The following is a 25,532-nucleotide window of genomic DNA, read 5'->3' as shown; positions in this document are numbered from 1 at the left end:
ACCGCCTCGAGGAGTTCCTCATGAGAGTTCGGGCTCGTCTCGCTCAGGTAGTGGAGTAGGCGGTGGCCTGGATGCCGTACAGCTCGGCGTATCGCCCGCCCATTCGCATCAGGGCGTCGTGGTCGCCCGACTCGATGAGCCGTCCCTTGTCCAGCACCAGGATGAGATCCGCCCCCGTGACGGTGGAGAACCGGTGCGACACGATGACCGTAATGGCGCCCGTCTGCTGTGCCAGTGACCGAGCCCTGGCCATGTAGCGCTCGAAGATCGCTTGCTCGCTGGGTGCGTCGAGCGAGGCCGTGGGCTCGTCCAGTACAAAGAGCAAGGGATCGGACCGCATGGACGCACGGGCCAACGCCGCGCGCTGCCATTGCCCCTCCGAGAGATCGATCCCTCCCAGTTCCCGGCCCAACTGCGTGCCCAAGCCATCCGGAAGACGCTGAGCCAGTTCTTCGGCGTCCGCGTCTCTCAGCGCGTCCCGGATGGCGTCCAGATCGCTGATGTGCCGCAGATCCCCCAGTCCGACTGTTTCAGCGAATACCGTGCGAAAGCGTCCGAAGTCCTGAAACGTGGCGCTGGACCGTGCACGCCAGCGCTCCGTGTTGACCTCGGAGAGTTCGACCCCCTCGACCAGTATTCGCCCAGAATCGGGCCGGTACAGCTTGCTCAGCATCTTCACCAGCGTGGTCTTGCCCGAGCCGTACTCTCCGACGATTGCCACCACCGAACCAGCCGGCAAGTGCAGGTTCAGGTCGTCCAGCGCCTTGATGTCCGTACCAGGGTAGGAGTACGACACATCCTCCAGCGCGATACCCTCCGACAGCCGCGCCGGGGGCTGGACTGTCCCGGCGCTCCGTGCCTGCTCCTGCGCCACGTAGGCGCGGAACCAGAGATACGGCTCGACCACACGCCGGGCTCCAGCTGTCGAGGTGGTGCTGGCGACCGTACTTTGCACGGTCTGGCGGAGGCTGGCCGCTACCGTCACGGCGAGTACGAGGTCCCCGACCGTGCCGTGTCCGTGTGCGGTTCGGTAGGTGACAAGGCCCAATCCGCCTATGAAGCCCGCTGCGAAGGTCAGCCAACCGGCCAGCTTCCAGGCCGCCGCGATCAGCTGGGCCCGGCCTCGCGGGCCCATCGCAGCCTCCCATGCCTCCTGCTGCCTCATCACGATCTCAGGGCCCGCGCCGGAGACGCGGATCTCCTTGCCCGAGTCCGCCTTCACCGCCAGCTCGGCCAAATGCTGCTGCAGTCGGTATGCCTCCGCGGTCTCCACTTCGACGCGTTTGACGACCCCTTGACCACGGTGGTCACACAGCACGGGCGCGATGGCGAAGAGCAGCAGGACAAGGAGCCACGGGCTGACTGTCCCGAGCAGCAGCAGCGTGACGACCAGCTTCAGCACGTTCGACAGGGCCTGAGCCGCGTTCCAGAAGCTCGCCGCCAGTTGGCTGGTCGAGGCCCGAACGATGGTCACCCGGTCCAGGAAGTCGGTCCGCTCGAGGTGGTCGAGGCCCTCGATCGAGGCGATGTCCCTGTGAACCTTCGGGTGCAGCTCGAGCCGCCCGACGCGATCGGCCGTGGTGGATCGCAGCAGCCCGGACGAGTCCTGGAGTACGAGATTCATGGCGTAGATGAGGCCTGCCGCGACCGCGGCGGCCACCGCCCTGTCCGTGTCACCGCGAACGATGGCGTCCACCGCCTCGCGCAGGGCGAGCGCGCTCGCGGCCACGGCCACGACGGAGCAGGCCAGGGACGCGAGAGTCAGCAGGGTGAGCCGTCGCTGCTTGTGCCACGAGAGGCTGAAGACCTCCCGCCACAGATCCAGATAGCCCTTCACAGCAGCCCTCCAAGGCCGACCTCTTCAGGTAGATCACGGTTGAACCGCTCCGCCTGGATGGAGAACATCCTTGCGTATGCACCGCCGAGGGCCATCAGCTCCTCGTGCGTGCCGGCCTCGGAGATGCGTCCGTCTTCCAGCAGCACGATGCGATCAGCTTGACGCACGGTGGACAGCCGATGAGAAATCAGCACGACGCTGGTATCGCCCCTGTTCTTCGCCAGGCGGTCGAAGACATCGAACTCCGTACGAACGTCCAGATGGGCGGTCGGCTCGTCCAGCACCAGCACCTTCGCGCCCTTGCGGATGGAGTAGAGCGCTCGTGTGAGCACGATCTGCTGCCACTGACCGCCGGAGAGGTCCACGCCGCCGGTCCGAGAGCGCGCCAGAGGCGTATCCCATCCCGAGGGAAGTCGCTCCAGAACCGCCTCAAGTCCCGCCTCACGGGCAGCCGCCTCGACGGCATCCCGGTCCGGAGCCGTTCCGGCCTGACCGAGTGTCACATTGTCGGCGGCGGAAAGATGGTACCGGACGAAATCCTGGAACACGATGGAGAGCTCCTGCCGCCACGCATCAGGGTCCAAGGTCGCCATGTCGAGACCGTCCGCAGTGATCCGTCCTTCCGTAGGGGTGTACAGCCCGGCGAGCAGCTTGATCAGCGTGGACTTGCCAGCCCCGTTGAGACCGACGACGGCCAGCAGTTCCCCAGGCCTGATCTGGAGGTCGACGCCCTTCAGAACGGGCTTTTTTGTCCCGGGGTAGGCGAATTGGACCTGGTCGAAGACGACCCGTGGAGGGCGTGTCCTCCCGTCCGGCAGTCGGGTCGGCGACGCGCTGCTCGCTGCGCTGTTCGGCAGGTCGTCCTCCCGCATGGCCTCGGACAGTTCATCGAATGCTTTGAGCACCCTTATGCCACCCAGGATGTGGTACGTCTCCGCGTTGGGCCCGAGGACCTGGAACAGCGACCAGCTGGCGGCGAAGACGGCGGTCGCCACGGCCGTTGTGGTCCCGCCGTCCGCCGCGCTGTGGGCCACCAGTACATACGCGGGTATCAATCCGATCGAGACGATCAGAAACTGCCGCCACGTTGACAGCAGCATCTTGGTGATGTAAGACCACAACGGCTCGTTGGCCTCGCGAACATGTGCCTGCATCCGCTCGACCATCCAGTCGGACAGTCCGAAGACGCGGATGTCTTTCCCCTCGCCGGCCGAGACGGAGGCATGGCGCCACACGTCTGCGAACAGCTCACCCTTGGTGGCGCCCTTCCACCGCACCGTCAGCCCGAAGTCCAGGCGTGTGCGCAGGACACGGTTGACCACGGCAGGAATCAGCACCAGGGGGATCAGCCACCATGCGTACGTGAGCAGGACGAGGCACGCGGCAACGGCGCCGAGCATGCCAGCGGCCCAGCGCAACAGGCTCACTGCGCCATCGGAGGGTGTGGAGTCGTACCCGCGGCTCCTGTCGGCCAACGCCTCCCGAACCAGGGTCTGTACCTCCGGCCGCTCCAGCGCCTGAATGCTGCGGCTTGTCGTGGCGACCCGAGTGACCCTGGCTCTGTGCCAGCCGTCGATACGAGCAGACGCGATAGACGCCAGCGGCGCGGTCGCGGCTTCCGCTGCGTGTCCCACCACCAGGACACCCGCGAAGGCCCCCAGGGGTATCAGCGCTGCCTCGAACAAGCTGGTGCCGTCCGCCTGCACGAGGCTGTCCACGAGGAACGCGAGGGCCATCGCACTGGCGGCAGGGACGAAGCTCTCCAGCAGCAAACCGACGACGAGGACGCCGACGATCGGCCGACCGGCCGATCGCAGAATCCGGAGCAGGCGCACCCTCTCAGCCATGCCGACCACATGTTCTCCTAAGCCATCCGAGCACAGTCATGCATCCTGGCCGCTTCCGTTTCAGCGGTAGGTCTCCAGGGCTCCGGACCTGCGGATATCCAGAGATACGCAGTGGAAGGAACCGCCAAGGGTGCGCGCATGAGTCAGCGACAGGGGAAGAACATCGACACCGTGCTTCTCCAGCATCCGGATCAGATCGGGCTGCCGCTTGTCCGCGACGACCAGACCCGGCTTGAGCACCAGGAGGTTCATGCCGATCCAGGTCGAGCAGTACGGCCGCTCTCCCACAAAGCCGGTGTCCACCAGTTCAGGGCACCAGATCTTGTCCCATCCGCGCAGGAATTCCGGCATGTTCTTGTCGTTCACCCGCTCCGGGTTGAGCAGCACAAGTCCCGGGCGCAGCGGCACGATGGTGGAGTCGACATGGGTGGAGGCGTAGAGGTCACGGCAGGGGTGGACGGTGTAGGCGTCACCGAGCGCCGCCTGGAGCCAGCGCCAGCCCTTCTCGTTCCCGCTGTCGGACACGAGGTAGAGGATGTCCGTGCCGAATCGCAGCACATTGGCAGCGTCGAAGGCCGGCTCGAAGTCGAGGAGGCGGTTTCCGGGTTCCCTGTTGACGTCGAACATCTCATCGCCCAGCCGGGGCTTGGGCGCCGAGATCCACTTCGAGCCGCTCGAAAAGAACTCGATGAGCATGTCCTTGTAGGCGAACGGCTCCAGGAAACGTGAGCGCAGAACCATGGGAGTCTCGATGACTGTGTCACCGACCGTCAGCAGCACGTCTCGCGGGCAGTAGTTGTAGAACCCATCGGTCTGCCAGTCCGGAGTGGCGATGGTGGCCGAGTGGTCCGTCTCCTGAGGCCGCCTGACCTTGATGCCCAAATCGCTGATCTCAGCACATAGCTGATCGAGGTCGTCCCGCGTCTCCTCAAGGACCTGGCGAGGTACCGGGCCGGAGGGAATGCGGTCCATGGAGCCGTACTGGGCGAACTCGATGGCGAAGAGATCCTCTCCCGGCCTCGGCACCTGTGCGCCCTCGATGGATCCGATGACCACCTCCTCCAGCGGGTCCCATTCATTGTGCACGTCGACCAAACTCATTCTTCATTCCTCTCGATCGGGTTGGTTTCCGGGCCGGTCCAGGCCGCTTCGAACAGCGTTGCTGCGCCTAGCCATGGCCCAGCGGAAAGCCCAGGACTTCTGTGTAGAGCTCGGCGAAGCTCTCCGCGAAGAGGACGTCGGATGCCTCGATGGCAATGCCCCAGCGCTCTTCGAGAAGCGCGGCAATGCGCAGGGCCATGAGCGAGTCACCGCCCGCCTCGAGGAAGTTGTCGCCAGGCCCGGGAGCGGGGACGCCAATGACATCGCCACACAGCTTCGTCAGTTCCTGAAGTTCGAGAACTGGTGTTGTCACGGCTCTCCTTCCATGGGAATCACGTCGGCAGAGCGTAACAACGGCGCTCCTCCTCCTGGCCGGTGTCCTGAACACCAATAAGACGGCGGTCGAGTTCCCGTGAAAGGGCAAGCCACTCGTTGGCGCATCGGCGCGCCAAGCCGGACACAAGGTCGGCCCAGTGCAGGGGCACGCCCTCGACGACGGGCTGCCACTCCTCGTCAAGAACGAGGTGGGCGTCCAGCCAGCGCAGCACCAGACGTCCGTTTTCCGTGTATCGCAGGGCAGGGTCCTGAAAGAGCGCTCGGTAGCGGTCGGCGGCGTCAGCGTCAGTCGTGTCGAGTTCAGGCGGGATCGACTGGAGACCGGCCTCCATCCGCGCACGGACGCTGTGCGCGGTGCCCACGGACACCCCGGCCTCGCGGGCAATTTCCCGGACCGACGCCCCCGGACGGGCCGCGATCACGGCGCTGGCGCGGATGCGCGCGTCGCCCGCTCTGAGGGGACGCGCTCGACCGTCCTGGCCCAGCCGGGTGTTCGACTGTGGAATTTCCTCGGACGAACGCCTGCGTACCCTGCCCACGGTCTTAGGGCTGAGCCCGACCACGGCGGCAATGGCACGGTCCGACCATTGGGGATGGGTTCCCGCGATCCGGGCCGCTGCCGAGCGGCGTTCGGCCAAGGAGAGAGGAAGCCCATGCCGGCCATTGAGCCGCACCGAAAGGACGAAAGCGTCCTCGATACTCCCGTCGAAGTACTGGACGTCCACATGTCGCTGTCCCAGCAACTTGTGTGCCTCTACCCGGTGTTGTCCGTCGATGACGCGAAGAGTGGTCCTGTGAACGACAATCGGCGGCAGAGCTTCATGATTCTCGCAGAGCATCTGGATGTGCTGTGCGTTGCCGGCATCCCGTCGTGGTGACTCGGTCAGTACCAAAGACGCGATGCTGACGCGGTGCACCTCTGGCGCAACTGCGGAGAGTATTCGCGCATCCGCTTGTTGTTCTGCCTGATTCACCTTGTTCCTCCCCTAATTTCACTGCTCAGGCAGTGTCCGGCCCGTATGCCCCTGGAATACACAGCCCGCGTAGGCGCGCTCGGCATACGAGATGACGTCGGCACGTTCGACGGGCAGACCGCGCAAGAAGGCCCCCGCGTACCGCCGTCCGAGCAGGAAGGCGCCCCAGTTCAGCACCCAGGGAGCCGGCTCGGCCGCACCGCTGGGATCGGTGGGATCGGTGGTGAGGAAGAGTTCCGGCTGTGGGGTGACTAGTTCCTGGACGATGTGGGGGCGCTGGAGGGCCCGGTCCAGATGTGACACCCATTCCGCCTCGGTGACGCTGCGCCCGAGAACCGTCCCGGTGCCGCCGAGGCCGTGCGCAGGCTTCAGCACAAGGCGTTCCCGGTGCCGGCGGCAGTGGTCGAGCAGGTCGACGGTTTCCTGCTGGATACGGGCAGTCCCCTGACAGAGTTCGCGTGTCCAGGGCAGAAGGCGCTGTACGAGGTCCTTCTCCGATGGGGCCAGTACCTCCTGGCATTTGTCCTCCCACAGCATGGCGAGGGCTCGCTTGTTGCCGTGCATCGACGTGCACAGCGGCGACAGCACGGGCACGTCGCATCTGGCCAAGGCATCGAGGAGTTCCTCGGCGGCGGCTCTCGAGGCGGCGTCGGCCGTCAGCTCACCCAGAGTGAAGAAGCGGTACACGACATCGATGGGACGGCCGTCGACGAAGACCCGGCCGCCGGCCTCGCGTACCTGGCCCATGTGACAGGGGACCGCTTCCACTCCGAGCGGGGCGAGGAGCTGGGCGAGCACCCGGATCTCGGGCTCCGTCGCTCGGTATCCGCTCACGCAGTCCATCAGAGCGACCCTGCAGGGTGCAGCGAAGTGGCCCGCGTTACGGGCGGTGGTCGTGATGACCTCTGCGAGTACGGCTACGGTGTCGGGAAACGTCAGCTCCTCAGCGTGGGCGAACCGAGCCAGACCGTTATCGGCCAGCAGCAACCGGTTCAGTTCGGGTATCTGCAAACCGCCGAGGGCGCTGCTGAGGTTGAACTCGAGCAGCCTGAAGCCCGTGTCGTCCCGATAGAGGTCGGCGCGACCGATACGGGCAGGCTCGGGAACCGGTGTCCGGAGGGCCAGCCGCACCTGGTCGGACCTCAGCCCCACGGCGGCGCCGAATGCGTAGAGGTCGCCACCGAAAAGCCGGTCAGGGAGAGAGAAGAGAAGATCGACGACCGTGTTCAGATCGGTTTCCAGCCGGGTCACCTCGGCCGCCTCAAGGAAGGCCGGCCGGGTCAGGAGGCGTTCCTCCAACGCCAGCCCCACATTCTGTACGTGGGCCGGGTCCGCTCTCTCGGACACAAGTGGGCGGCGGCCGACGTCGGCGGCGAGGTACCGGGCCGTGAGGGAACGGGTGACGAGTTTCTGCGTCATCGGCGCTCCTCTTGCTCTTCCTCGGCCGTGGTGGCGGGTTCCGTGGTGACGTGGACCAGGCTCAGGGCGTGATGGGCTCGGTCGAGCGCTTCGTCCGGGTCTGCTCCGATGGCGATCACCGCACCGCACCGGTCGCTCGACCCGCGGAGGGGAGCCACGGTGTCGCCGAGCCGGACGTCCGGCGACACCTCGACCACGCCAGGACACCTCGCTGCCTCGTCCCATCCCGTGAGTCGGGTGACGACGCCCGGTGCCGCCGTCAGGAACCAGGTCGCGGCAGCTCCGGCCGCTGCGGTGTCGTCCGGCAGACCGTCAGAGACCCCGGCGATCTGCGCGGCGAGAAGATCGCGGACGTCAATGCCTCGTGCGTGCCTCACCAGGTCGACAATGCCGTCGCCGCCCGGGCGGTTGTGCGACTCCACGACCCGTGGTCCTCGGGACGTGAGGATGATCTCCGTGTGTGCAGGCCCCTCGGTCAGGCCCACCTCGTCCAGGAACGCCCGAACTGCTGCCGTGAGTTCCTCGTGGTGGTCCGCGCTGATCCGGGCGGGTACGACATGGCCGATCTCGACGGCGTTGTCCCCGGTGAACTTCTCGGTGATCGCCAGGATGCGGTGGGCACCGTGGGAGGTGAACGACTCCACGCTGAACTCCGGTCCGTCGAGGAACTCCTCGACGAGAAACGTCTCCGGCCGCCGGGTGACCTTGCGGTGTGCGGCGACCTTGTCAGCGGGGTCACGCAGGATGAGGACGCCTTCACTCCCGGACCCGTCGCGCGGTTTCATGACGACGGGAAGCCCGACCTGGGCGATGAAGTCGTTCAGATCGTCAGGGCTGCGTACCATCCGCGATCGCACCGAGGGGGTTTCGGCGCGGGAGTCGAGGTGCTGCCGCATCAGTGCCTTGTCCTTGAGGGTCAGCACGGTTCGCAGAGGGTTTCCGACGAGGCCCAGCGCATCACCTATGCGGGCGGCCGTGGTCAGGAATCGCTCCCGTACGGTCACGACGCGTTGGAAGGGCACTTCCTGATGGAGAAGCATGGCCCTGCGGAACCAGGTACCCGGGGTGTCGTCGGGCAGCAGCAGCGCCTCGTCGCACGCGTCGCGGTGGGCGGGGCCGAATTCGTCACGCGTGCCTCCGTAGACGACGTACATCCCATGGGCACGCAGCGCTTTGGGCAGCCGTGTTCCGCCCCCCAGGACGAGCACCGCAGGTTGGTCCTTCACGGGAGACGGTGCGGCGGATGCCGCTCCAGTGTCGATCATGCTGTGTCCTGTGCTGTCCGGGGAAACGGTGTGGTGACGGAAGCGGCGGCGGGGCTCGCAGTACCGGTGCGCTGCGCCCGGCGCACCAGTGACGGGACGAGGGCGGCGATCGCAGTCACCGTGAGGCCCAGCGACAGCCAGCCGGTGACCGGCCGCCAGTCGGCTCCCGGCGCGAGGCACAACGTGGTCAGTACGATGGGAGCCAGGGCACCGGTCACGCCGCGGCCGAGCGAGAAGAACCCCTGGTACTCGCCGTGCGAGCCGGCCGGTGCGAGTTCATAGCTGAGGCCGTAGGCACCAGCGGCGTGCCACAGTTCGCCCGCCGTGTGCAGGGTCATTCCCGCTACGAGCAGCGCCAGGGCCAGGGCCGGGCTGGAGACGAACGTGACGCAGGCGATCAACGTCCATCCCGCCCCGAGCACCCATCCTGAGCGACGCACCACGACAGCGGCTGTCGCGACGTCCCCGGTGCCGCGAGAGAAAGGCACCTGGAGGAGGACGACCAAGACCGTGTTGGCCACGATGACCGCCGAGATGCCCCACTTCGGAGCGGTCGTGTGTCCGGCGATCCACAGGGGCAGAGCGAGCGACAGTACGTCGTAGTGGATGCTGGTCACGCCGCACGCCACGGTGACGAGGGCGTACGGCCGGTCTTTCAGGACCGCTCGCCGAGTCCGGCTCCGTCCTCCGGCTTCCTTGCTCGGGAGGGACGGAACCTTCGCAAGGGGCAGGGCGGCCGCTACGTAAGCGGCCGCGTTGACGAAGATGACGGTCAGGTAGGCCCCGCGACTGTCGGCTGCCAGGGCGAAGGCGGCCAGCGCGGTGCCGATGCTCAACCCGGCGTTGGTCACCGACTTCAGCATGGCCCGTAGCCGTACCCGGGCTTCTCCGGTTCCCATACCGCCGATGACGGCTCCCCTGGCCGCGCTGCCACCTCGTTCGGCGAGGGCGGCCACGGTACTGACAGCCAAGAATGCCCACAGAGAATGCATGAGCGCGAACGATGCCGTGGCAAAAGCCTGTACGAGGAGTGCGGCGGCGTAGGTGCCGCGGGCGCCAAAGCGGTCGGCGACCCGTCCCATGGGGACGGCCGCCACCAGTCCGACCAGCCCAGCGGAGGCGAGGCCGATACCGACCTGCGACGGCGTCAGGCCCACGGAGCGTGTGAAGAACAGCGCGCTGACCGGAAGCAGGAGCCCACTGCCGGTCTGTCCCACGAACGTCGACAGGGCGAGCGCGCGGGGTGCGCCGCGTTCCGGAAGCACCCCTCGGATCCGCGCCCATGCTCCCCGCTTCGCCTGGGCCGCGCGAACATCAAACATCCATGGTCCGGTCGTTCGACTCGAGTCTCGCCAGTTCGTCGAGGACGAGCGCCGCGTGTCGCTCGGGGTGGGGCACCGGGTGGATGAGGGACCGCACCTGACCGCCGCGGTCCAGTACGACGGCCGCGCGGGCGAACAGCTGGCGCTCGCCCACCCGGACCTCGGGCACGCCCAGGGCACGGCCAAGGGACAGATCACTGTCGCCGATCAGCGCGTATCCCAGGTTCCGAGTCCTGCCGAACTCGGCCAGGTGACCCGGCGGGTGCGCGCTGACACCGAGTACCCGGGCGTCGCTCCGGGCAAAGGCGGCAGCCTCATCTCGCGCCGAGCAGAGTCCTGTGGTGCAGCCTCCGAGCTCCGGCAGTGTTTCCCCAATGCCGGGCTCGGTGATGAAGATCAGTACGGTCCAGCGGTGTTCGGGACTCGGGATGGATACCGTTCCGTCGGTCGTCTCGACGACGCTGTGCATGAGTTGTCCTGCCTTCTTGGTGGTTCGGTTGCGGCGACGGGGCGTTCAGACGGACTCCATGTACCTCTCGAGCTCCCAGGAGGTCACCAAGCGGTGCCACGCGTTCCAGTCCGCCCGGCTTCCCGACACCCAAGCGCGGCTGGCCAGCTCTCCCACGGCAGAGCGCACCGTGGAGTCCTCCTCCAAGCAGCGCAGTGCGGTGGGAAGGTCTGTGGGCAGCGTCGTAATGCCGCGCACCGCGAGCTCCGGAATGCTCAGCCTGTCGGCACTCTCCTCGCATGCCTCGCCCAACTTCAGGTCCCGGTCCTGACCGTCCGCGAACGCGGCGAGAATCGCCGTGAAAAGCAGATGGGCGTTGGTGGATGGATCGGGGCTGCGAAGCTCCAGCCTCATCGAGGCCGGTACGGCACCGTCTCCCACGACCTTGAACGCCGTGGACCTGTTGTGCCGGGCCCAGCTCCGGTGCACGGGCGTTCCGGACGCCGGTACGAGACGCTTGTAGGAGTTGACCGTCGGGTTCCCCAAGGCGGTGAGCGCGTCGGCGTGCTCCAGGACGCCGGCAAGCGACTGGCGGAAGAGCGTGGACATGCCCTGGGTGTCATCGACGCTGTGGAAGAGCGGGCGGGCCTCTTCGTCCGTGCCGCGCAGCGACACATGGACATGGAGCGCATTGCCGTATAGGTGAGCTAGGGGTTTGGGCATGAAGACGGCCTTCATACCGCGGCGGCGGGCCATGGTTCGCGCCGTGTGCTTCAGCAGTAGCAAACGGTCGGCCGTGGCGAGTGCGTTCCCGTGTTGGAAGACGATCTCTCGCTGTCCCGCGCAGACCTCGTGGTGGTGCCCCGTGACGGTGAGGCCCATCAGTTCCAGGGCATCGCTGATGTCGCGGCACACCTCGTCTGCCTGCTCGTGCTCGACCAGGTCCCAGTAGCCGCCGCTGTCGGAGGGCTCGCCAACGGGCAGGGAGTCGTGGGCGCGCAGCAGGTAGAACTCGGCCTCGACCCCGAAGACGGGGAGCTGCCCCCTCGCTTCGGACCTCTCGACGGCTCGGCGTAGTTGAGCGCGAGGGTCGGCGGCGAACGGCCGTCCCTGGGGGTCGAGCACATCGCAGAAGACCAGGCCGACGCTCCGCCCGGACGGCGTATGCCAGGGTCGGGCGACAAAGGTCTCCGGGTCGGGCACCAGCCGCAGGTCGCTGTAGTCGGGGTCGCCGTATCCCAGCAGGACCGAGCCGTCCATGGTCCATCCCGAGTCACGAACGGTGTTCCAGCGCGACCTGGGAACCTCCAGGGTCTTCAGGCGTCCGCCTACATCGGTGAAGAGCAACTGGATGAAGTCCATGTCGGTCGGCGAGGTTCTCGTCGACTTCGCTGTTCTGGTGGTCATGCTGCTCCTCGGCGGCTCATGGTCGGTACGGGGACGCGGGTGGTGGCTGCGCAGGCGTCCGCCGAGATGTCCGTGGGGGACGCCGGAGGGACGTAGGAGGAGAGGACTCGGTCGGCGAGCAGACCGAGCGCGCTGAGATTGGGGAACCCTGGTCCCTGGGCGAGAGCGGCCAGGTTGGGCAGGTGGAGAGGCGCGGGAAGGCCGGACACCGACAGCGCGTGGGTGATGGCGCGTTCGAGGGCGTCCCGGGTGAGGGTTCCACCCACCGCGTCCGCCAGTGCCTGGCGGGCGCGAGAGCCCAGCAGATCAGTGAACCAGAGAGGGTCGCCACCAGTGGCGTCCACCACCATGTCGGCCTCGATGACGTTCCGCTGCCCCGCGTAGTCGAAGGCGACCTCGATCGTCCGACCATCGGCCACGCGGATGCCGGTGACCCGTCCGGTCCGCCAGGAGACCCGCTCGGTCGCCGCCAGAGCACGCTGGATGTCCTGGGAGAAGACCGCGCGGTCAGTCCGCCGGATGAATTCTCTGCGATCAGATTCAGTCAGGGTTGCCCAGCCGGTGGGATCGCTGAAGTATCGATTCTCAAAGGCGCTCTCACCTCGGCTGTAGAGGGTGGCGTTCGGCACGATCACCATGACGTCATGGTTGTTGGCCAGCGCGAGCTCCCTGACAACGGTTCCAGCGGTCTCGCCGGCCCCGATGACCGCAACCCGACGGACCCGGTCGGGCAGGCCCTTCATGGACACTTGCCAGAAAGCCGCGGTGTCCAGAACACGGTCGTCGTCGGTGGCGACGGCTCCGGCACAGGGTCCGGGCCCCGAGACGAGAAGGCCGCAGCCGTGCACCGTGCCGCGGGTGTTCCGGTCGCCATATGTGACGGTCCAACCACCCCCCTCCATCTCGGCTGTGCGTACCTCACCGGTCACCACCCGCAGACCGGCCTCGTTCGCCGCCCAGTCCAGGTAGTCGGCCCAGGCCTGGTGAGTGGGCTGGGGCCTTCCCCGGTCGATCCAACGCGCGTACGCCGTCGTGCTCATCAAGTAGCGGGGCCAGCTGAAACCGGCCATGCGCTGCGTGATCTCGCCGACCAAGGGATCGTGCCGACTGCCCCATGTGGCGCTGTCGTAGGGGAACCCGAGGTCCTTCTCGGGCAGTGTGCCCAGATGCTGCCGCCCGTCGGTCCAGCCCTGTCCCGCACGCCAGTTGGCAGCGGTTCCGCCGCGCTCGACTGCCACGATCGACGGGACCTCGAAGCCGACGTCGCGCAGGACCTTTGACTTGGCGGCGAGAGCGATGGCCTTCGGGCCCGCACCGATCACCACCAGTGACCTGTCAGGCGTGGGTACGCCGCAGGTGTGCGGTGGCCCTCCCAGCGGTGAGGTCCGCGAGGACGTGAGGTTACTCATCGTGCGCCTCCTGCCTCAGAAGAATCGGGCGGGGTCGAAGGCGGCAGGGATTCCCGACCCCTGGCCGCCCTGGATCCGTTCCGCCATCTGCTCGGGTACGACCTGGGAGTACGGCATTCCGTGGCCGTTGAACGCGGCCATCAACCACAGGCCCTCAGATCCGGGCCACGCGCCCACCAGCGGGCAGCGGTCGGGGGTGAAGGCCATGACGCCGCTCCACGCTCGGACGATGGGCACTCCGGTGGCATCCGGAAGCAGGGCGGGAAGGGCACGACCCAGGCGCTCGGCAAGTTCAGTGGAGAACGCCGGCGTGTTGGCTCCCGGCGGCACGGCGATGTGCTCGTCCCTGCCCGGGACCGTGTTGCGCAGGCCGCCGAGCAGGAGGGAACCGTCTTTGTTCTGACCGCCGTACACCAGGCCGCGGTCAAGGCCCCAGTGCGGGATTCGGAAGGGCACGGGGGCGGTTTGCACGAGCTGGCCGCGCACCGGCGTGATGAGCGGGGCGATTGCGGGCAGTACGGTTGGCGCCCACGCGTTGAGCGCGACCACGACGTGGTCGGCGACCACGTCACCGGCGTCTGTGACCACCCGCCAGCGAGCGTTCTGGCTGATCGGCTCGACAGAGACCGCATTCACGCCGAAGCTGAAGTCCGCGCCGTGCCGCTGGGCTGCGGTCGCGATGCCCCGGACGTACGCGACGGAATGCACCATGTCCTGACCGGGCCGGTAGAGCCCGCCCAGGATGGTGTCGGGAAGGTCGGTACCGAAGACGGTGCGAGCTTCGGGCAGGTCGAGCCATTCGGCCTCGATGCCATCCGCCAGCAGGGCCTCGGCGGTCCGCTTGAGTTCGAGTGCCTCGTCCTCGCTGTCCGCGAGGTCGAGTTTGGCGGTGGGGGCCCGCGTCTCGTCCAGTCCTTCGCGAGCGGTCACTTCGCGCAGCAGGTCTCGATTCACGAGCGTGGCACGGTAGATGGCCTGTGCTTCGTCGTGGCCGAAGCGGTCGACGGCGAGGGCGTGCTGCGCGTTTCCGCCCTGGATCACCCGGCCGGCGTTGCGGCCCGAGGATCCCATGGCAGGCCCGGTGTTGCGTTCGAGCACCAGGGGGCGAAGGCCCGCCCGGGCGAGCCAGTAGGCGACCGTGGAGCCCATGACGCCGGCGCCGAGCACGCAGACTTCGGCGCGGGCGGGCAGCGGCAAGCTGGATCCTGTCCAGCTCGGTCCGGTGGCGAGCCAGCAGGAGTCAGGGGTTTGCATGAGAGTCCTTGCGTATGAGGTAGTCGGACCGGCTCAGAGTGCGGAACGTGAGCTCTTGTCCGTTTCGTGATTGAGGGTTGGGGAAGGACCGCTGGTCGTGGGTTCGGGGTGGCCTTCAGGTCTCGGGGCGGGTGAACAAGCCGGGTTCAGGTTCGACGAGGATGCCGCGGCTGACCAGGCGTTTCAGTTTGGAGCGGATGCCTTCGGTGTTCTTCGGGAGGGTCGGCAGGTCGAGGGCCTGGCAGAGGTCGCGGGCGCGCATCGGTCGGCCCTCGTCGGCCAGGGCGGTGAGGATCTGCTGGTAGGCGGGGTGGTCCGGGATGTCGGGGCGGTCCGGCTCAGTGGCGGGTGAGGGCAGTGGGAGAGCGAGGAAAGGGTCTTGCGGGTGATGCGCAGGTTCTCGCTCTCCGCGTCGATCTCGCCGAGCCGCACTCTGAGCTCCTCGATGCGGTCCCGGAACTGCCCGGCCTGGTCGGCTAGTTCACGCTCGCGGGTTTCGATGTGTTCCAGGATGGCTTTGACCTGTGGGTTTCTCGCTCACGTGGTCCCCAGGAAGCGAGGGTGGCTCCGGTGAGTCGGCGGCTCATCACGGAGGTCATCGCCCAGAACGCGGGATCGGAGGAGGCGGGCCGGTGTTCGTAGTCGCGTACGAGACGGCGGTAGAACATCAGGATCCCGTTTCGTCTGCTCCACGATCCACCGCTTGGCCTGCACGACGAAGCCCTTGCCGGCCGGTTGCGCTCGACGATCTCGACGTCGATGCCCACGTTCTTGCCGTGATCGACGACCTTCTTCTTGAAGCCCTGGTCGACCAGGCTTTGGCCACGGTGTCGCACTGCCCGCGACACCGTCCAGCAGGGCGATGCCGGCGGTGTTCTCGTGCGCGGAGGCGGGCAGGACGACGCAGTCCACGACCAGGCCCAGTACGTCCACGGCCAGGCATCTCTTCCTCCCCGGCACCCTTTTCGCGGCACCCTTTCTCGCGGCGTCCTTGCCGGTCGTCGTGGCCGGGACCCGACTGCGGCGTGGATGCTCTGCGTGTCCAGGATCACCAGGCTCGGGTCGGCTAATCGTTCCGCTTCTCTCGCAGATGCCAGCGCAGCAGGTCGTGAATGTCCTGGTCGGTGCCCTCGTCGCGCCAGAGGTAGAAGTAGTACTTCACCGCTCCGGGCGGGGGCATGTCGTGGGGCAGGAACTCCCACTGACACCCCGTGCGATTCTGGTAGAGGATGGCGTTCACGATCTCCCGCATCGCGTACTTCCCCTGATGCCCGCTGACCGACGGATGCCGGGCCTTCCACGCCGTGATCACGGGTTCGACGAGCTCCCACTGCTCATCGGTGAGATCACTCGGGTACGGCTTGCGCATGCTCATGCCACAACCCAAGCGAACCCCGAACGCCTGACCGGCAACGATGCCCCAACGTCACACCATCGAGCGATGACAAGACCGACAGAACGCCACATCCCGCACTCTCAGGTCCAGCATTCGGCGCTCGGCAGGCGGGGGGCCGGCTCCTCGCCCGGCGTGGGCGGGGACGTGACTACACCGACCATGGCGGCGATGCGGTCCGCACGTTCCACTGCTTCCTCTGTGTCCTTGCCGACGGTGACGACGTATCCGAGGCGGTGCAGGTTGGTGGTGACAGGTTCGACGACGTCTCCCGGGCGAGTCAGCAGCACCAGCCGCTCGCGGGCAGGGGCGAGGAGCCGGGACGCCTCAGCGACGCCGTCGATGCGGCGTACCACGCCTGGGGCCCCGGTGAGGAACCGGATGGCGGCGCCACCGGTGAAGGGCGGAACCTCGAGGGCGTCCAGATCCACATCCAGGCCAAGAGCGAGGTCGGCGGCGAGGTCGTAGACGTCGATCCCGCGCGTGAGGCGGATGAGGTCCATGATGCAGTCGCCCGCCGGTCGTGGGTTGACCTCGACGATCTGGGGGCCGTTGGCAGTCAGGATCATCTCGGTGTGGGCGATGCCCTGGTCGTATCCGACCGCCTTGAGCGCGGCAGCAGCAATGTCCCGTACCTGGGCTTGGAGGTCGTCTTCCAGGCGGGCCGGCACTGCCTGACCGAGCTCCACGAAGGAGGTGCCGCGGGTGGTCAGCTTCTCGGTGCAAGCCAGTACCACCGTGCGCCCGCCGACCGTCACCGTCTCGACGCTGATCTCGTCGCCGATCATCTCCTCCTCGGCGAGCAGGTGACCCGTCTTGGTGAACCGCTCGGCGTGTTCCCATGCGCAGTCCAGTTCCCGTGGGCTCCCGGCACGGATCACACCGCGTCCCGCCGAAGAGTCATCCGGCTTGAGGATGAGCGGGTAGCCCAGTCCTTCGACGGCGGCCCGGCGCTCCGCGGGGCTCCGCACCGCCGAGTCAAGGTGGCGGAATCGGGGCCCGGGCACGTCGCACTCGGCGAGCCGACCACGTGCCCAGGACTTGTTCGTCAACGCCCGTAGCGTCGCCGGCGAGCAGCCCGGGAGCCCGAACTCCTCGGCAAGTTTGGCCACGAGGGGCAGCGTGGAGTCGAGGAAGCCGATGACACCTTTGCGGCCCGGGGCCGCTGCCAACGCGGCACGGCACGCTTCGTACATCTCGTCCACGGGCCGATGGGGTGAAAGCGGGATCTGCTGGTCGGCCAGCCTCAGGTATGCGGCGGTGGCACTTTCCGCCACCGCGACATCAAAGTCGGTGCGGGAGATCCACGAGTTCAGCGCTTGTTCGCGCAGACACCCCACCCGGGCCAGCAACAGAAGGGCCCCAGCGTCCATTGCCACGTCTTTCGTCAAGGAGCGGTCGGTCATGTCGGCGTGTGTTTCTCGCCGGCTCATCCCCAGCCGGTGTCCTTGCTCTGCTCACCGGCGCGGGCGACGGCGCCCCGGCCTCCCTCATCGCCAGGCTCCGGCATCGCTGCACGTACCGAAGCAATGGCGGTGAGAGCCAAAGACAGTGCAGCAAACCAGCATTTGACCTTGATCATGTCCAGATCCCCCATTCACGGAATCTCGTGTTCGAGACCCGATTTCGATCCTGCTGGCCCCTCCTCCCGTTAGCCACCACCTGGATGGATCATGGATAGGCAGTGCCGGAAGAGGAAGGATGAATGAATGCAAAGCAAACAGGAGATAAACGGAGAAAACGGACCAGAATCGATGGTCCAGGCCATGCAACGGCTCTATGCGGAGGCGTTGCGGCAGGGCGCAGGCAGCCGCGAGGAGTTGGTCCGCGACCTCGACCTGCCACAGTCAGCGGCGATCCAGGCCTTCGAACGACTGCTGGCGCTGGGCCTGCTGGAGCCCAGACAAGACTGTCCCGATATCTACGACCAGCGCCTGTTGGAGGCCGCCGAGGCGCGTGCCATCACTCCCCTTCGCCAAGCCCTCCATGACGCTCAGACGCGCGTCGACACCGTGATGGAGGAGTTTGCGGCGCTGCGCGAAGCCCATGAGGCGACCAGGGACTACCGATCCGACGACGTCCTCCAGGTCGGTGCGCACGACATCGACCCCATGCTGGAGGAAGCAGCTAAGGAGTGCCGGAGCGAAGTGTTGACGGCTCAGCCCGGTGGCCCCCGTCCCGTCAACATCCTCAGTCAGGCGCAGGAACGCGACTTCGCGATGCTGGAGCGGGGCGTGAGCATGCGCACGATCTATCAGCACAGTGCACGTTTCAGCCCCGCCACGGAGGCGTACGCCGCGCGCCTGGTAGAGTCTGGCGCGGAGATCCGCACGCTCGACACCCTCTTTCCTCGGCTCATCATCTTCGACCAGCGCATCGCCTTCGTCCCCACACGGAAGGGACCGGGAGCGCTGTGCGTCCGCCACCAAGGAGTGGTGTCGTTTTTCATCGGCGTCTTCGAGATGGCCTGGCAAGGCGCCTCACCCTTCGCATCCGCGTACGAGTCCCGCCGCGAGGGGATCGTCATATCGGACATGCAGCGAGCCATCACACGCCTGCTCTTGGTCGAGGACAAGGACGCCGCCATAGCCCGCCGCCTCGGTATCAGCGAGCGGTCCTGCCGCCAGCACATCGCGAAGCTGATGGCTCAACTGGGCGCACGCAACCGCACCCACCTTGGCTTCCTCCTGGCATCCGAACTACGCGATGAGGACTCCCACGACCTGCACAGCGCTCGTGCTGACCATCGAGCGCCCTGAACAGGCAGCGCGCCGAGCCGGACCGCGGGGCGAGCGGAGGCGCCCCGGGGTTCGACACCGCAGGATCACCTACCTCAGGTGCCGGCGGTGCGCACTCTCGACCAGCCATGTCGATATCGCACGCGACACGACCAGGCCAGGGCCAACGGCTCCTTCACCAGCACACACGAAGCACTCTGGGCCGCGGCGAAGACCGCCCTCGGCGACATCGAGGGCACCAAAGCCCTGGCCCGGGTTCGACGTAATTCGGCAGTCTGGAGAGGCGAATCTGGGGCCTGACCTGGGTGGACATGCGTGTGTCCGCCTGGAGGGCGTGTCTCTAGGCGGTGGTGTTCTCGCTGGTCAGCGAGGTGTGGGCTGAAGTGAGACGACCTGCTTGGGGGCGGGGATGTCCAGCTTCGCGAGTAGGTCGCGCTGAGGCTTGGTCAGGGTGGTGACCTGCTGGAACGTGCCGGTGCGGCCGGTGAAGGTGCCCAGATGGAGGCGGTCGAGTTCGCGTCGGATGTGCGGCCAGGTCTTGCCGGTGGTGGTCTCGGTGATCCGGATGAGGAGGAGGGCGAGCCAGCAGAGGATGACGTGGGCTCGGATGCGTTCTTCGAGACGGTGGTAGACGGGCCGCAGGTCGATGATCTGCTTCATGTCGCGCCAGCCGCGCTCGACTTCGAGCAGTTGCTTGTAGCCCAGCGCGATGTCCTCGGCGCTCAGGTGGGGGTCCGAGCAGCGCAGGAGGTACTTCCCGTCGAGGTTCTCCTCCGCCTTGATCTTCGCCTGGTCGACGCGGAGCTTGCCGGCCGGGGTAGCGCGAAGGTAGCGGTTCAGGCCGGGCTTGTCGGCGATCTTCCCGCGTAGTTCACCCCGCTTGAAGTCGCTGAGCTTGTCGGTGTCGGCGATCAAGCCGGCCAGCTGGGCGACGAGTTGTTCGCGCATGTGCCGGTCACGCTCGGCCGCTTCAGGGTTGTGGCAGATGACGAACCGGTCGGTGTCGGATATCCGCACCTCCTTGACGCGCATGTTCTCGCCGACGTCCTGGTAGCGGCCCTGGCGGGACACCCGGGTTCGACGTAATTCGGCAGTCTGGAGAGGCGAATCTGGGGCCTGACCTGGGTGGACATGCGTGTGTCCGCCTGGAGGGCGTGTCTCTAGGCGGTGGTGTTCTCGCTGGTCAGCGAGGTGTGGGCTGAAGTGAGACGACCTGCTTGGGGGCGGGGATGTCCAGCTTCGCGAGTAGGTCGCGCTGAGGCTTGGTCAGGGTGGTGACCTGCTGGAACGTGCCGGTGCGGCCGGTGAAGGTGCCCAGATGGAGGCGGTCGAGTTCGCGTCGGATGTGCGGCCAGGTCTTGCCGGTGGTGGTCTCGGTGATCCGGATGAGGAGGAGGGCGAGCCAGCAGAGGATGACGTGGGCTCGGATGCGTTCTTCGAGGCGGTGGTAGACGGGCCGCAGGTCGATGATCTGCTTCATGTCGCGCCAGCCGCGCTCGACTTCGAGCAGTTGCTTGTAGCCCAGCGCGATGTCCTCGGCGCTCAGGTGGGGGTCCGAGCAGCGCAGGAGGTACTTCCCGTCGAGGTTCTCCTCCGCCTTGATCTTCGCCTGGTCGACGCGGAGCTTGCCGGCCGGGGTAGCGCGAAGGTAGCGGTTCAGGCCGGGCTTGTCGGCGATCTTCCCGCGTAGTTCACCCCGCTTGAAGTCGCTGAGCTTGTCGGTGTCGGCGATCAAGCCGGCCAGCTGGGCGACGAGTTGTTCGCGCATGTGCCGGTCACGCTCGGCCGCTTCAGGGTTGTGGCAGATGACGAACCGGTCGGTGTCGGATATCCGCACCTCCTTGACGCGCATGTTCTCGCCGACGTCCTGGTAGCGGCCCTGGCGGGACAGGGCGGCCTGCACCTCGGGACTTCCGGAGCGGAGCTTCTCGCCGATGATGTAGGCGTGGTCGCCCTTGCGCAGGTAGCGGCGGTTGGCGGCGGAGGAGAAACCGCGGTCTGCCACCCACACGATCTTGGACAGGGTCCAGTCCCGCATCTCGTCCTTGACCTGCCGGATCAGCGTCTGGTCGGAGGTGTTGCCCGGCCAGCACCAGCAGCGGACCGGGATGCCGTCCCTGGTGACGGCCATGCCGATCACGATCTGCGGCAGGTCGTCGCGGGAGTCCTTCGACTTGCCGTAGGTCCGAAACCCGGCCTGCCTGGCCTCGTTGTCGGGCCTTGACCCCGGATCCTGGACACCCGAGACACTTGGATCTTGAAGGTCCAGGAGAACGGATGTCCCGTGGTCATGAAGCACTACCCGCCTGAGTTCAAGGCGGACGCGGTCGCGCTGTACGAGTCGCGGCCCGGGGCGACGATCAAGTCGGTCGCCGCTGATCTGGGGGTCAACCCGGAGACGCTGAGGAACTGGATCCGGGCGGCCGGTGCCGCCCGTCCCCGTGGCCGCCGCCCGGAGGGTCCGGCGGTGCCGGAGTCTTCGCTTCAGGCAGAGCTCGCCGCCGCGCGGAAGAAGATCCGCGAGCTGGAGGAGGAACGCGAGCTCCTGCGGAAGGCCGCGAAGTATTTCGCCGGGGAGACGCGCTGGTGAACCGCTTCCAGTTCGTCTGCGACACCAGCGCCGATACGGCGTGAAGCGGTTGTGCCAGGTCTGGGCATCGCCCGCTCCAGCTTCTACTACTGGCGCGGACCGCACCGGACCGGGCGGCCCGCCGGGCGGCCGACGCCCAGCTCGCCGCACGGATCCAAACCGTCCACCGGGAGTCGGACGGCACCTACGGTGTCCCCAGGATCACCGCCGAGCTCCGCGAGGACGGTGAGCGCGTCAACCACAAGCGCGTCGCCCGCCTCATGCGCACTGCCGGTATCGCCGGGACGCGCCTGCGCCGCAGACACCGCACCACGGTCCCGGACCCGGCCGCCGCGAAGGCGCCCGACCTGATCGGCCGGGACTTCACCGCCACGGAGCCGAACACCAGGTATGCCGGCGATATTACGTATCTCCCGCTGGACGGTGGGAAGTTCCTCTATCTCGCCACGGTCATCGACCTCGCCTCGCGCCGCCTGGCCGGATGGGCGCTGGCCGATCACATGCGGACCGAGCTCGTCACCGATGCCCTGGACGCGGCGATACGGACCCGCGGCAGCCTCGCGGGGGCCGTCATGCACAGCGACCACGGGGCGCAATACACCAGTCGGGCCTTCGCCCACGCCTGCGCGAAGGCCGGTGTCCGCCAGTCCATGAGCGCGGTCGGCAGCTCGGCGGACAACGCGCTGGCCGAGTCCTTCAACGCGACGTTCAAGCGGGAAACCCTCCAAGGCCGCAAGAGCTGGTCCAGCGAGCGCGAAGCCCGGCTCGACGCCTTCCGATGGCTGAACCGCTACAACACCCGACGCCGCCACTCACGACTCGGACAACGCAGCCCGATCGCCTACGAGACGGCACTCGCCGCAACATCAACTACGCTGGCTCAAGCCGCATAGCCCGTGTCCAGGATTCGGGGTCAAGGCCCGTCGTCCACATCGTCGGCGTCCAGGCGCCGGCCCGCGTCGTTGCGGGCGAGGGGCTCGTCGGGCTCCTCCAGTTCGAAGTAGGTGCTGGTGGTATCGAAGAACAGCAGGTCGACCTCCAGGTTCAGCAGGTTCGCGACCTCGTCGAACACCTGCTTCTCCAAGTCGTCCTGCACCTCGTGCAGCCAGTCCATCGCCCGGTAGCAGGGCTGTTCGCCGGTCTCGGCCAGGCCGTCGATGTGCACGTCGTTCGTGATCCACTCCGCCGCCGCGAGCTTCGACGACGGGGCCAGCGCCCGGTTGGCGACCAGGGCGAACAGCACCCGCTCGGTCGCGGTCATGTACCGGCGCCGGCCTCGCTTGGGCTGCCCGACCCGGCCCACGATCTGGTCGATCCGCAGCCGGCGCCACAGCTGGTCGAGCACATAGGCGCCGCCGAACGGCACCGAGGAGACGAACTCCAGGTCCGACGCCGCGGTTGCGGCCAGCGCGTCGCCCGGCTCCAGCAGCTTCGATAGAGATATGACCAGACGCCTGACCGCCTCGCGGTCCAGGTCGTCCTCGCGGCCGAAGGTGAACAGCACCTTCGGCACCGCCCGCCCCTTCACCGGATCCCACTCGTTGTGGGCCAGATGCAGGTACCGGACCGTGCCGGACTTGTTCTCCCGCTTCGTCGTCCTCACGTACATGGATCCAGACGATAGGCCGAAGTAGCAGGCCAACACAGGTGAATCAAGAAAGTCGTGTCTCTAGGCCATTCCAGCCGTTTGCGCCGTCCGCGCCCCGATGACCTGCACCTTCAGCCCGCAAGAGCCTCCAGGACCCTCGAATTACGTCGAACCCAGGTCAGTTGTCTCATTCCTCTTCCTCGCTACGCCCCCGGGCGCTAAGGTCACCCAGAGTGACGATCTTTATGAGGAGCATGGCATGAGTGTGGCGCTGGTCCGCCCCGTCCAGCGGGTGCTTGAGGAACGCTTCGGCAGCCTGATCGATACGTCCGACTTGGGGGGCCAGTCGGAGGAGAAGCTCCGGGAGCACCGCCTCACCCGTGCGCTGGCAGCGATGGCGATCGGCATCGAGCACCCGTTGACCGACGAGGAGTGCGCCCAGGCCGTCTTCGACGGTGGCGACGACCGGGGACTCGACGCGATAGCCATCGACCGCCGCCGGCAGCCGACCAGGATCTCCCTTGTCCAGGCGAAGTGGAGCGACAACGGCAGGGGCAAGTTCGGCGAGTCCGAGGTGCACAAGATGGTCGAAGGGCTCGACCTGCTCCTCGATCTCCGGTTCTCGAAGTTCAACGGGCGCTTCCAGCGGCACGTCCAGGTGCTGGAGGAGTGCTACGACGGCACCCAAGAGGCCCCGAAGATCACTCTGGTGCTGGCCCTGATGAGGTCGGATGCCCTCGGTCCGGAGATCCGGGAGCTGCTGGAGCGCAAGATCAAGCAGTTCAACGAGGTCGAGGAGATGGTCGACTACAAGGTCCTCGATCTGCGCGACTTCCGCCGGGCCGCCCTCGGAGACTCAGCCACCCCGAAGGTGGACGCCACGGTCAGACTGGAGGGTTTCGGCCAGGAGACGACGCCGTACAAGGCGTACTACGGCACGATGACCACTCCGGAGATCGCTGAGCTCTACGGAAAGCACCGTCGCGGCCTGTTCGCCCGCAACATCCGGGACGCCCTCGACCTGACCGATGTCAACGTGAAGATACGCGGCACTCTGACGGACGCCCCGGAGCACTTCTGGTACTTCAGCAACGGCATCACCATGCTCTGCGAACGGATCAAGCCGACGCGCAAGGCCGTCACAGGAGGGGTCGGCGACTTTCTGGTCGAAGGCGTCAGTGTAGTCAACGGGGCCCAGACGGTGAGCGCGATCCACAAGGCGTACGACGAGAACCCTGAGGCAGCCCTGCGGGGGCGCGTTCTCGTACGACTGATCTCTCTGGAGGACTGCCCGCCCGGGTTCGGGGACCTGGTGACGACCAACACCAACACCCAGAACCCGATCGAGGAACGCGACTTCAAGTCACTCGATCCGGTTCAGACCGCGCTTCGGGACACCTTCGCCTTCGACCTTCGCCTCGCCTATGTGATCAAGCGGGGTGAGCGGGAGCCCGCGCCCGAGCACGGGTGCACGATCACCGAGGCGGCGGAGGCTCTGGCCGCAGTGCACCCGAACGCCGAGAACGCGGCGCTCGCCAAGCGCGACCTCGGCGGCCTCTGGGAGGACGGGACTTACGAGGCGCTGTTCGGCAAGGAGCCTTCGGCCTTCCGGATATGGCGCTGTGTGCAGCTGCTGCGGTCGGTGCGTGCCCGTCTGCAGGAGATCCGGGAGGGGCTGGTCTGGCGGGCAGCCGCGATGGCCGGCTACGGCGATCTCCTGGTCACGCATGTGATCTTCCGGCAGCTTGACACCAGGAAGATGTCGGATCCGGACTTCGACTGGGACGCGCAGCTGGCCCGGGTGCCTGAACTGGTCGGCGAAGCTCTCATCCGGTCCCTGCAGGCCGTCGACGTGGAGTATGGGCCCAACAGCCACATCATCGCCGCCGTACGGAACACCGAGAAGATCCGCCAGGTGGCCCGGACAGCGCTGCGCGGAATGTCCTCGGACAGCCCAGCCCCGGAGCTTGCGGCGGACTATCAGGCGTCGGCCTCCTCGGGCCGCCAGATCAATGCAGTCAAGACGCTTGTCAAGCAGGAGACGATCCCGGACGGGGCTGTGCTTGAGTACCGGCCCTACTCCGGTCCCGAGCGCCGGGAGATGCCGCAGTGGCTCGCCGAGGACCCGAGGCGGTCTCAGGCGATCTGGCGGAACAGCGCAACCGATCAGCTGCAGTGGTGCTATGACGACCAGTGGTACTCGCCCAGCGGCCTGGCCCGCATCATGCGCCGGGAGGCGTCTGGGGTCAACCAGTCCACGCAGGGCACTCTGCGATGGTTCCTGCCGGAGAGCGGATCACTGGCAGAGATCGCGGAGCGGGCGCGCGCCGAAGCCGATCTCTTGGTCGGGAACGAGCCCGATGCTGATGAGACAGCGGCAGGCGTATGACCAGCGGCCTTCCTGTTCGCCGCCAGGAAAGCCAGCGGACAGGAGGGCCGGGATTGTCGGTGCCATCTTGTAGGGTCGCGCAGCGGCAGAGCGCAGGACTGGTCAGTCTGCGGGAATCGTCACAGCGCCGCACCCGTGACCGTAAAATCGCAGGTGGCGGCCGTGAATGGACCTTCGCGGCATCGGACAGACATATCCGACCCCAGCGGTGACAG

The 25,532-nt window shown here is 67.0% G+C and carries 20 protein-coding genes and 2 pseudogenes; 3 read left to right on the top strand and 19 right to left on the bottom strand.

The window, feature by feature from the left end; genetic code table 11:
* Positions 1-43: 43 nt before the first annotated feature.
* The 16 genes and pseudogenes from JEK78_RS16900 to JEK78_RS16825 all read right to left on the bottom strand — a co-directional run bounded on the left by JEK78_RS16900 (position 44) and on the right by JEK78_RS16825 (position 17,594).
* Positions 44-1,837, bottom strand: coding sequence for an ABC transporter ATP-binding protein (locus JEK78_RS16900; protein WP_200260284.1), 1,794 nt, complete (start codon positions 1,835-1,837; stop codon positions 44-46).
* Entirely contained in the window at positions 1,834-3,684 is a 1,851-nt protein-coding gene (locus JEK78_RS16895; protein WP_200260282.1) for an ABC transporter ATP-binding protein, read from the bottom strand. The genes JEK78_RS16900 and JEK78_RS16895 overlap by 4 nt, the downstream gene beginning before the upstream one ends.
* Before the next feature lie 60 nt (positions 3,685-3,744).
* Complete coding sequence (locus tag JEK78_RS16890; protein ID WP_200260278.1) at positions 3,745-4,785, bottom strand: inosamine-phosphate amidinotransferase 1; 1,041 nt, start codon at positions 4,783-4,785, stop codon at positions 3,745-3,747.
* Positions 4,786-4,852: 67 nt separating this feature from the next.
* Positions 4,853-5,098, bottom strand: coding sequence for an acyl carrier protein (locus JEK78_RS16885; protein WP_200260275.1), 246 nt, complete (start codon positions 5,096-5,098; stop codon positions 4,853-4,855).
* A gap of 19 nt (positions 5,099-5,117) precedes the next feature.
* Positions 5,118-6,095: a ParB N-terminal domain-containing protein gene (locus JEK78_RS16880; protein ID WP_200260272.1), complete on the bottom strand. Its 978-nt coding sequence runs from the start codon at positions 6,093-6,095 to the stop codon at positions 5,118-5,120.
* A gap of 18 nt (positions 6,096-6,113) precedes the next feature.
* Positions 6,114-7,514, bottom strand: a complete 1,401-nt coding sequence (locus JEK78_RS16875) for a glutathionylspermidine synthase family protein (protein WP_200260269.1) — start codon at positions 7,512-7,514, stop codon at positions 6,114-6,116.
* Positions 7,511-8,740 carry an ATP-grasp domain-containing protein gene (locus JEK78_RS16870; RefSeq protein ID WP_207187880.1) on the bottom strand — a complete coding sequence of 410 codons (1,230 nt, stop codon included), beginning with the start codon at positions 8,738-8,740 and terminating at the stop codon, positions 7,511-7,513. Before JEK78_RS16870 ends, JEK78_RS16875 begins: the two co-directional genes overlap by 4 nt.
* A gap of 35 nt (positions 8,741-8,775) precedes the next feature.
* Entirely contained in the window at positions 8,776-10,101 is a 1,326-nt protein-coding gene (locus JEK78_RS16865; protein ID WP_200260264.1) for an MFS transporter, read from the bottom strand.
* The gene (locus JEK78_RS16860) at positions 10,094-10,570 is read right to left on the bottom strand and encodes a redoxin domain-containing protein (protein WP_200260260.1); all 477 of its coding nucleotides are present in this window, start codon (positions 10,568-10,570) and stop codon (positions 10,094-10,096) included. The genes JEK78_RS16865 and JEK78_RS16860 overlap by 8 nt, the downstream gene beginning before the upstream one ends.
* Before the next feature lie 45 nt (positions 10,571-10,615).
* Positions 10,616-11,956 (bottom strand): glutamine synthetase family protein, encoded by a 1,341-nt coding sequence (locus JEK78_RS16855; RefSeq protein ID WP_200260257.1) that lies wholly within the window; start codon positions 11,954-11,956, stop codon positions 10,616-10,618.
* A complete protein-coding gene (locus JEK78_RS16850) occupies positions 11,953-13,365 on the bottom strand; it encodes a SidA/IucD/PvdA family monooxygenase (RefSeq protein ID WP_200260254.1) in 1,413 nt (470 codons plus the stop codon). Before JEK78_RS16850 ends, JEK78_RS16855 begins: the two co-directional genes overlap by 4 nt.
* A gap of 15 nt (positions 13,366-13,380) precedes the next feature.
* On the bottom strand, positions 13,381-14,562 hold the full coding sequence (locus JEK78_RS16845) for an FAD-binding oxidoreductase (protein ID WP_200260252.1): 1,182 nt from the start codon (positions 14,560-14,562) through the stop codon (positions 13,381-13,383).
* A 172-nt stretch (positions 14,563-14,734) separates the two neighbouring features.
* Entirely contained in the window at positions 14,735-14,881 is a 147-nt protein-coding gene (locus JEK78_RS23470) for a hypothetical protein (protein ID WP_200262033.1), read from the bottom strand.
* A gap of 214 nt (positions 14,882-15,095) precedes the next feature.
* Positions 15,096-15,994, bottom strand: a pseudogene (locus JEK78_RS16835) (IS5 family transposase).
* A 101-nt stretch (positions 15,995-16,095) separates the two neighbouring features.
* Positions 16,096-17,385: an ATP-grasp domain-containing protein gene (locus tag JEK78_RS16830; protein WP_200260249.1), complete on the bottom strand. Its 1,290-nt coding sequence runs from the start codon at positions 17,383-17,385 to the stop codon at positions 16,096-16,098.
* Positions 17,386-17,441: 56 nt separating this feature from the next.
* On the bottom strand, positions 17,442-17,594 hold the full coding sequence (locus JEK78_RS16825; protein ID WP_200260247.1) for a hypothetical protein: 153 nt from the start codon (positions 17,592-17,594) through the stop codon (positions 17,442-17,444).
* Positions 17,595-17,721: 127 nt separating this feature from the next.
* On the opposite strand from JEK78_RS16825, the gene JEK78_RS16820 reads away from it, so the two are divergent.
* The gene (locus JEK78_RS16820) at positions 17,722-18,771 is read left to right on the top strand and encodes a helix-turn-helix transcriptional regulator (RefSeq protein ID WP_200260244.1); all 1,050 of its coding nucleotides are present in this window, start codon (positions 17,722-17,724) and stop codon (positions 18,769-18,771) included.
* A gap of 342 nt (positions 18,772-19,113) precedes the next feature.
* On the opposite strand, the gene JEK78_RS16815 is transcribed toward JEK78_RS16820, so the two are convergent.
* Both JEK78_RS16815 and JEK78_RS16810 read right to left on the bottom strand, forming a co-directional pair.
* Entirely contained in the window at positions 19,114-19,821 is a 708-nt protein-coding gene (locus JEK78_RS16815; protein ID WP_242483111.1) for a hypothetical protein, read from the bottom strand.
* A gap of 112 nt (positions 19,822-19,933) precedes the next feature.
* Positions 19,934-21,049: a transposase gene (locus JEK78_RS16810; protein ID WP_242483110.1), complete on the bottom strand. Its 1,116-nt coding sequence runs from the start codon at positions 21,047-21,049 to the stop codon at positions 19,934-19,936.
* On the opposite strand from JEK78_RS16810, the pseudogene JEK78_RS16805 reads away from it, so the two are divergent.
* Positions 21,035-22,233 (top strand): annotated as a pseudogene (locus JEK78_RS16805) (IS3 family transposase). The gene JEK78_RS16810 and the pseudogene JEK78_RS16805 sit on opposite strands and share 15 nt — an antisense overlap.
* A 20-nt stretch (positions 22,234-22,253) precedes the next feature.
* On the opposite strand, the gene JEK78_RS16800 reads toward JEK78_RS16805, so the two are convergent.
* Positions 22,254-22,949 carry a hypothetical protein gene (locus tag JEK78_RS16800; protein ID WP_242483109.1) on the bottom strand — a complete coding sequence of 232 codons (696 nt, stop codon included), beginning with the start codon at positions 22,947-22,949 and terminating at the stop codon, positions 22,254-22,256.
* A 238-nt stretch (positions 22,950-23,187) separates the two neighbouring features.
* On the opposite strand from JEK78_RS16800, the gene JEK78_RS16795 reads away from it, so the two are divergent.
* Positions 23,188-25,317, top strand: coding sequence for an AIPR family protein (locus JEK78_RS16795; RefSeq protein ID WP_200260241.1), 2,130 nt, complete (start codon positions 23,188-23,190; stop codon positions 25,315-25,317).
* Positions 25,318-25,532: the final 215 nt, after the last annotated feature.

It is taken from the genome of Streptomyces sp. HSG2 (genome assembly GCF_016598575.1).
GTDB lineage: Bacteria > Actinomycetota > Actinomycetes > Streptomycetales > Streptomycetaceae > Streptomyces.
This window is presented reverse-complemented; position numbering and strand designations above follow the sequence as displayed.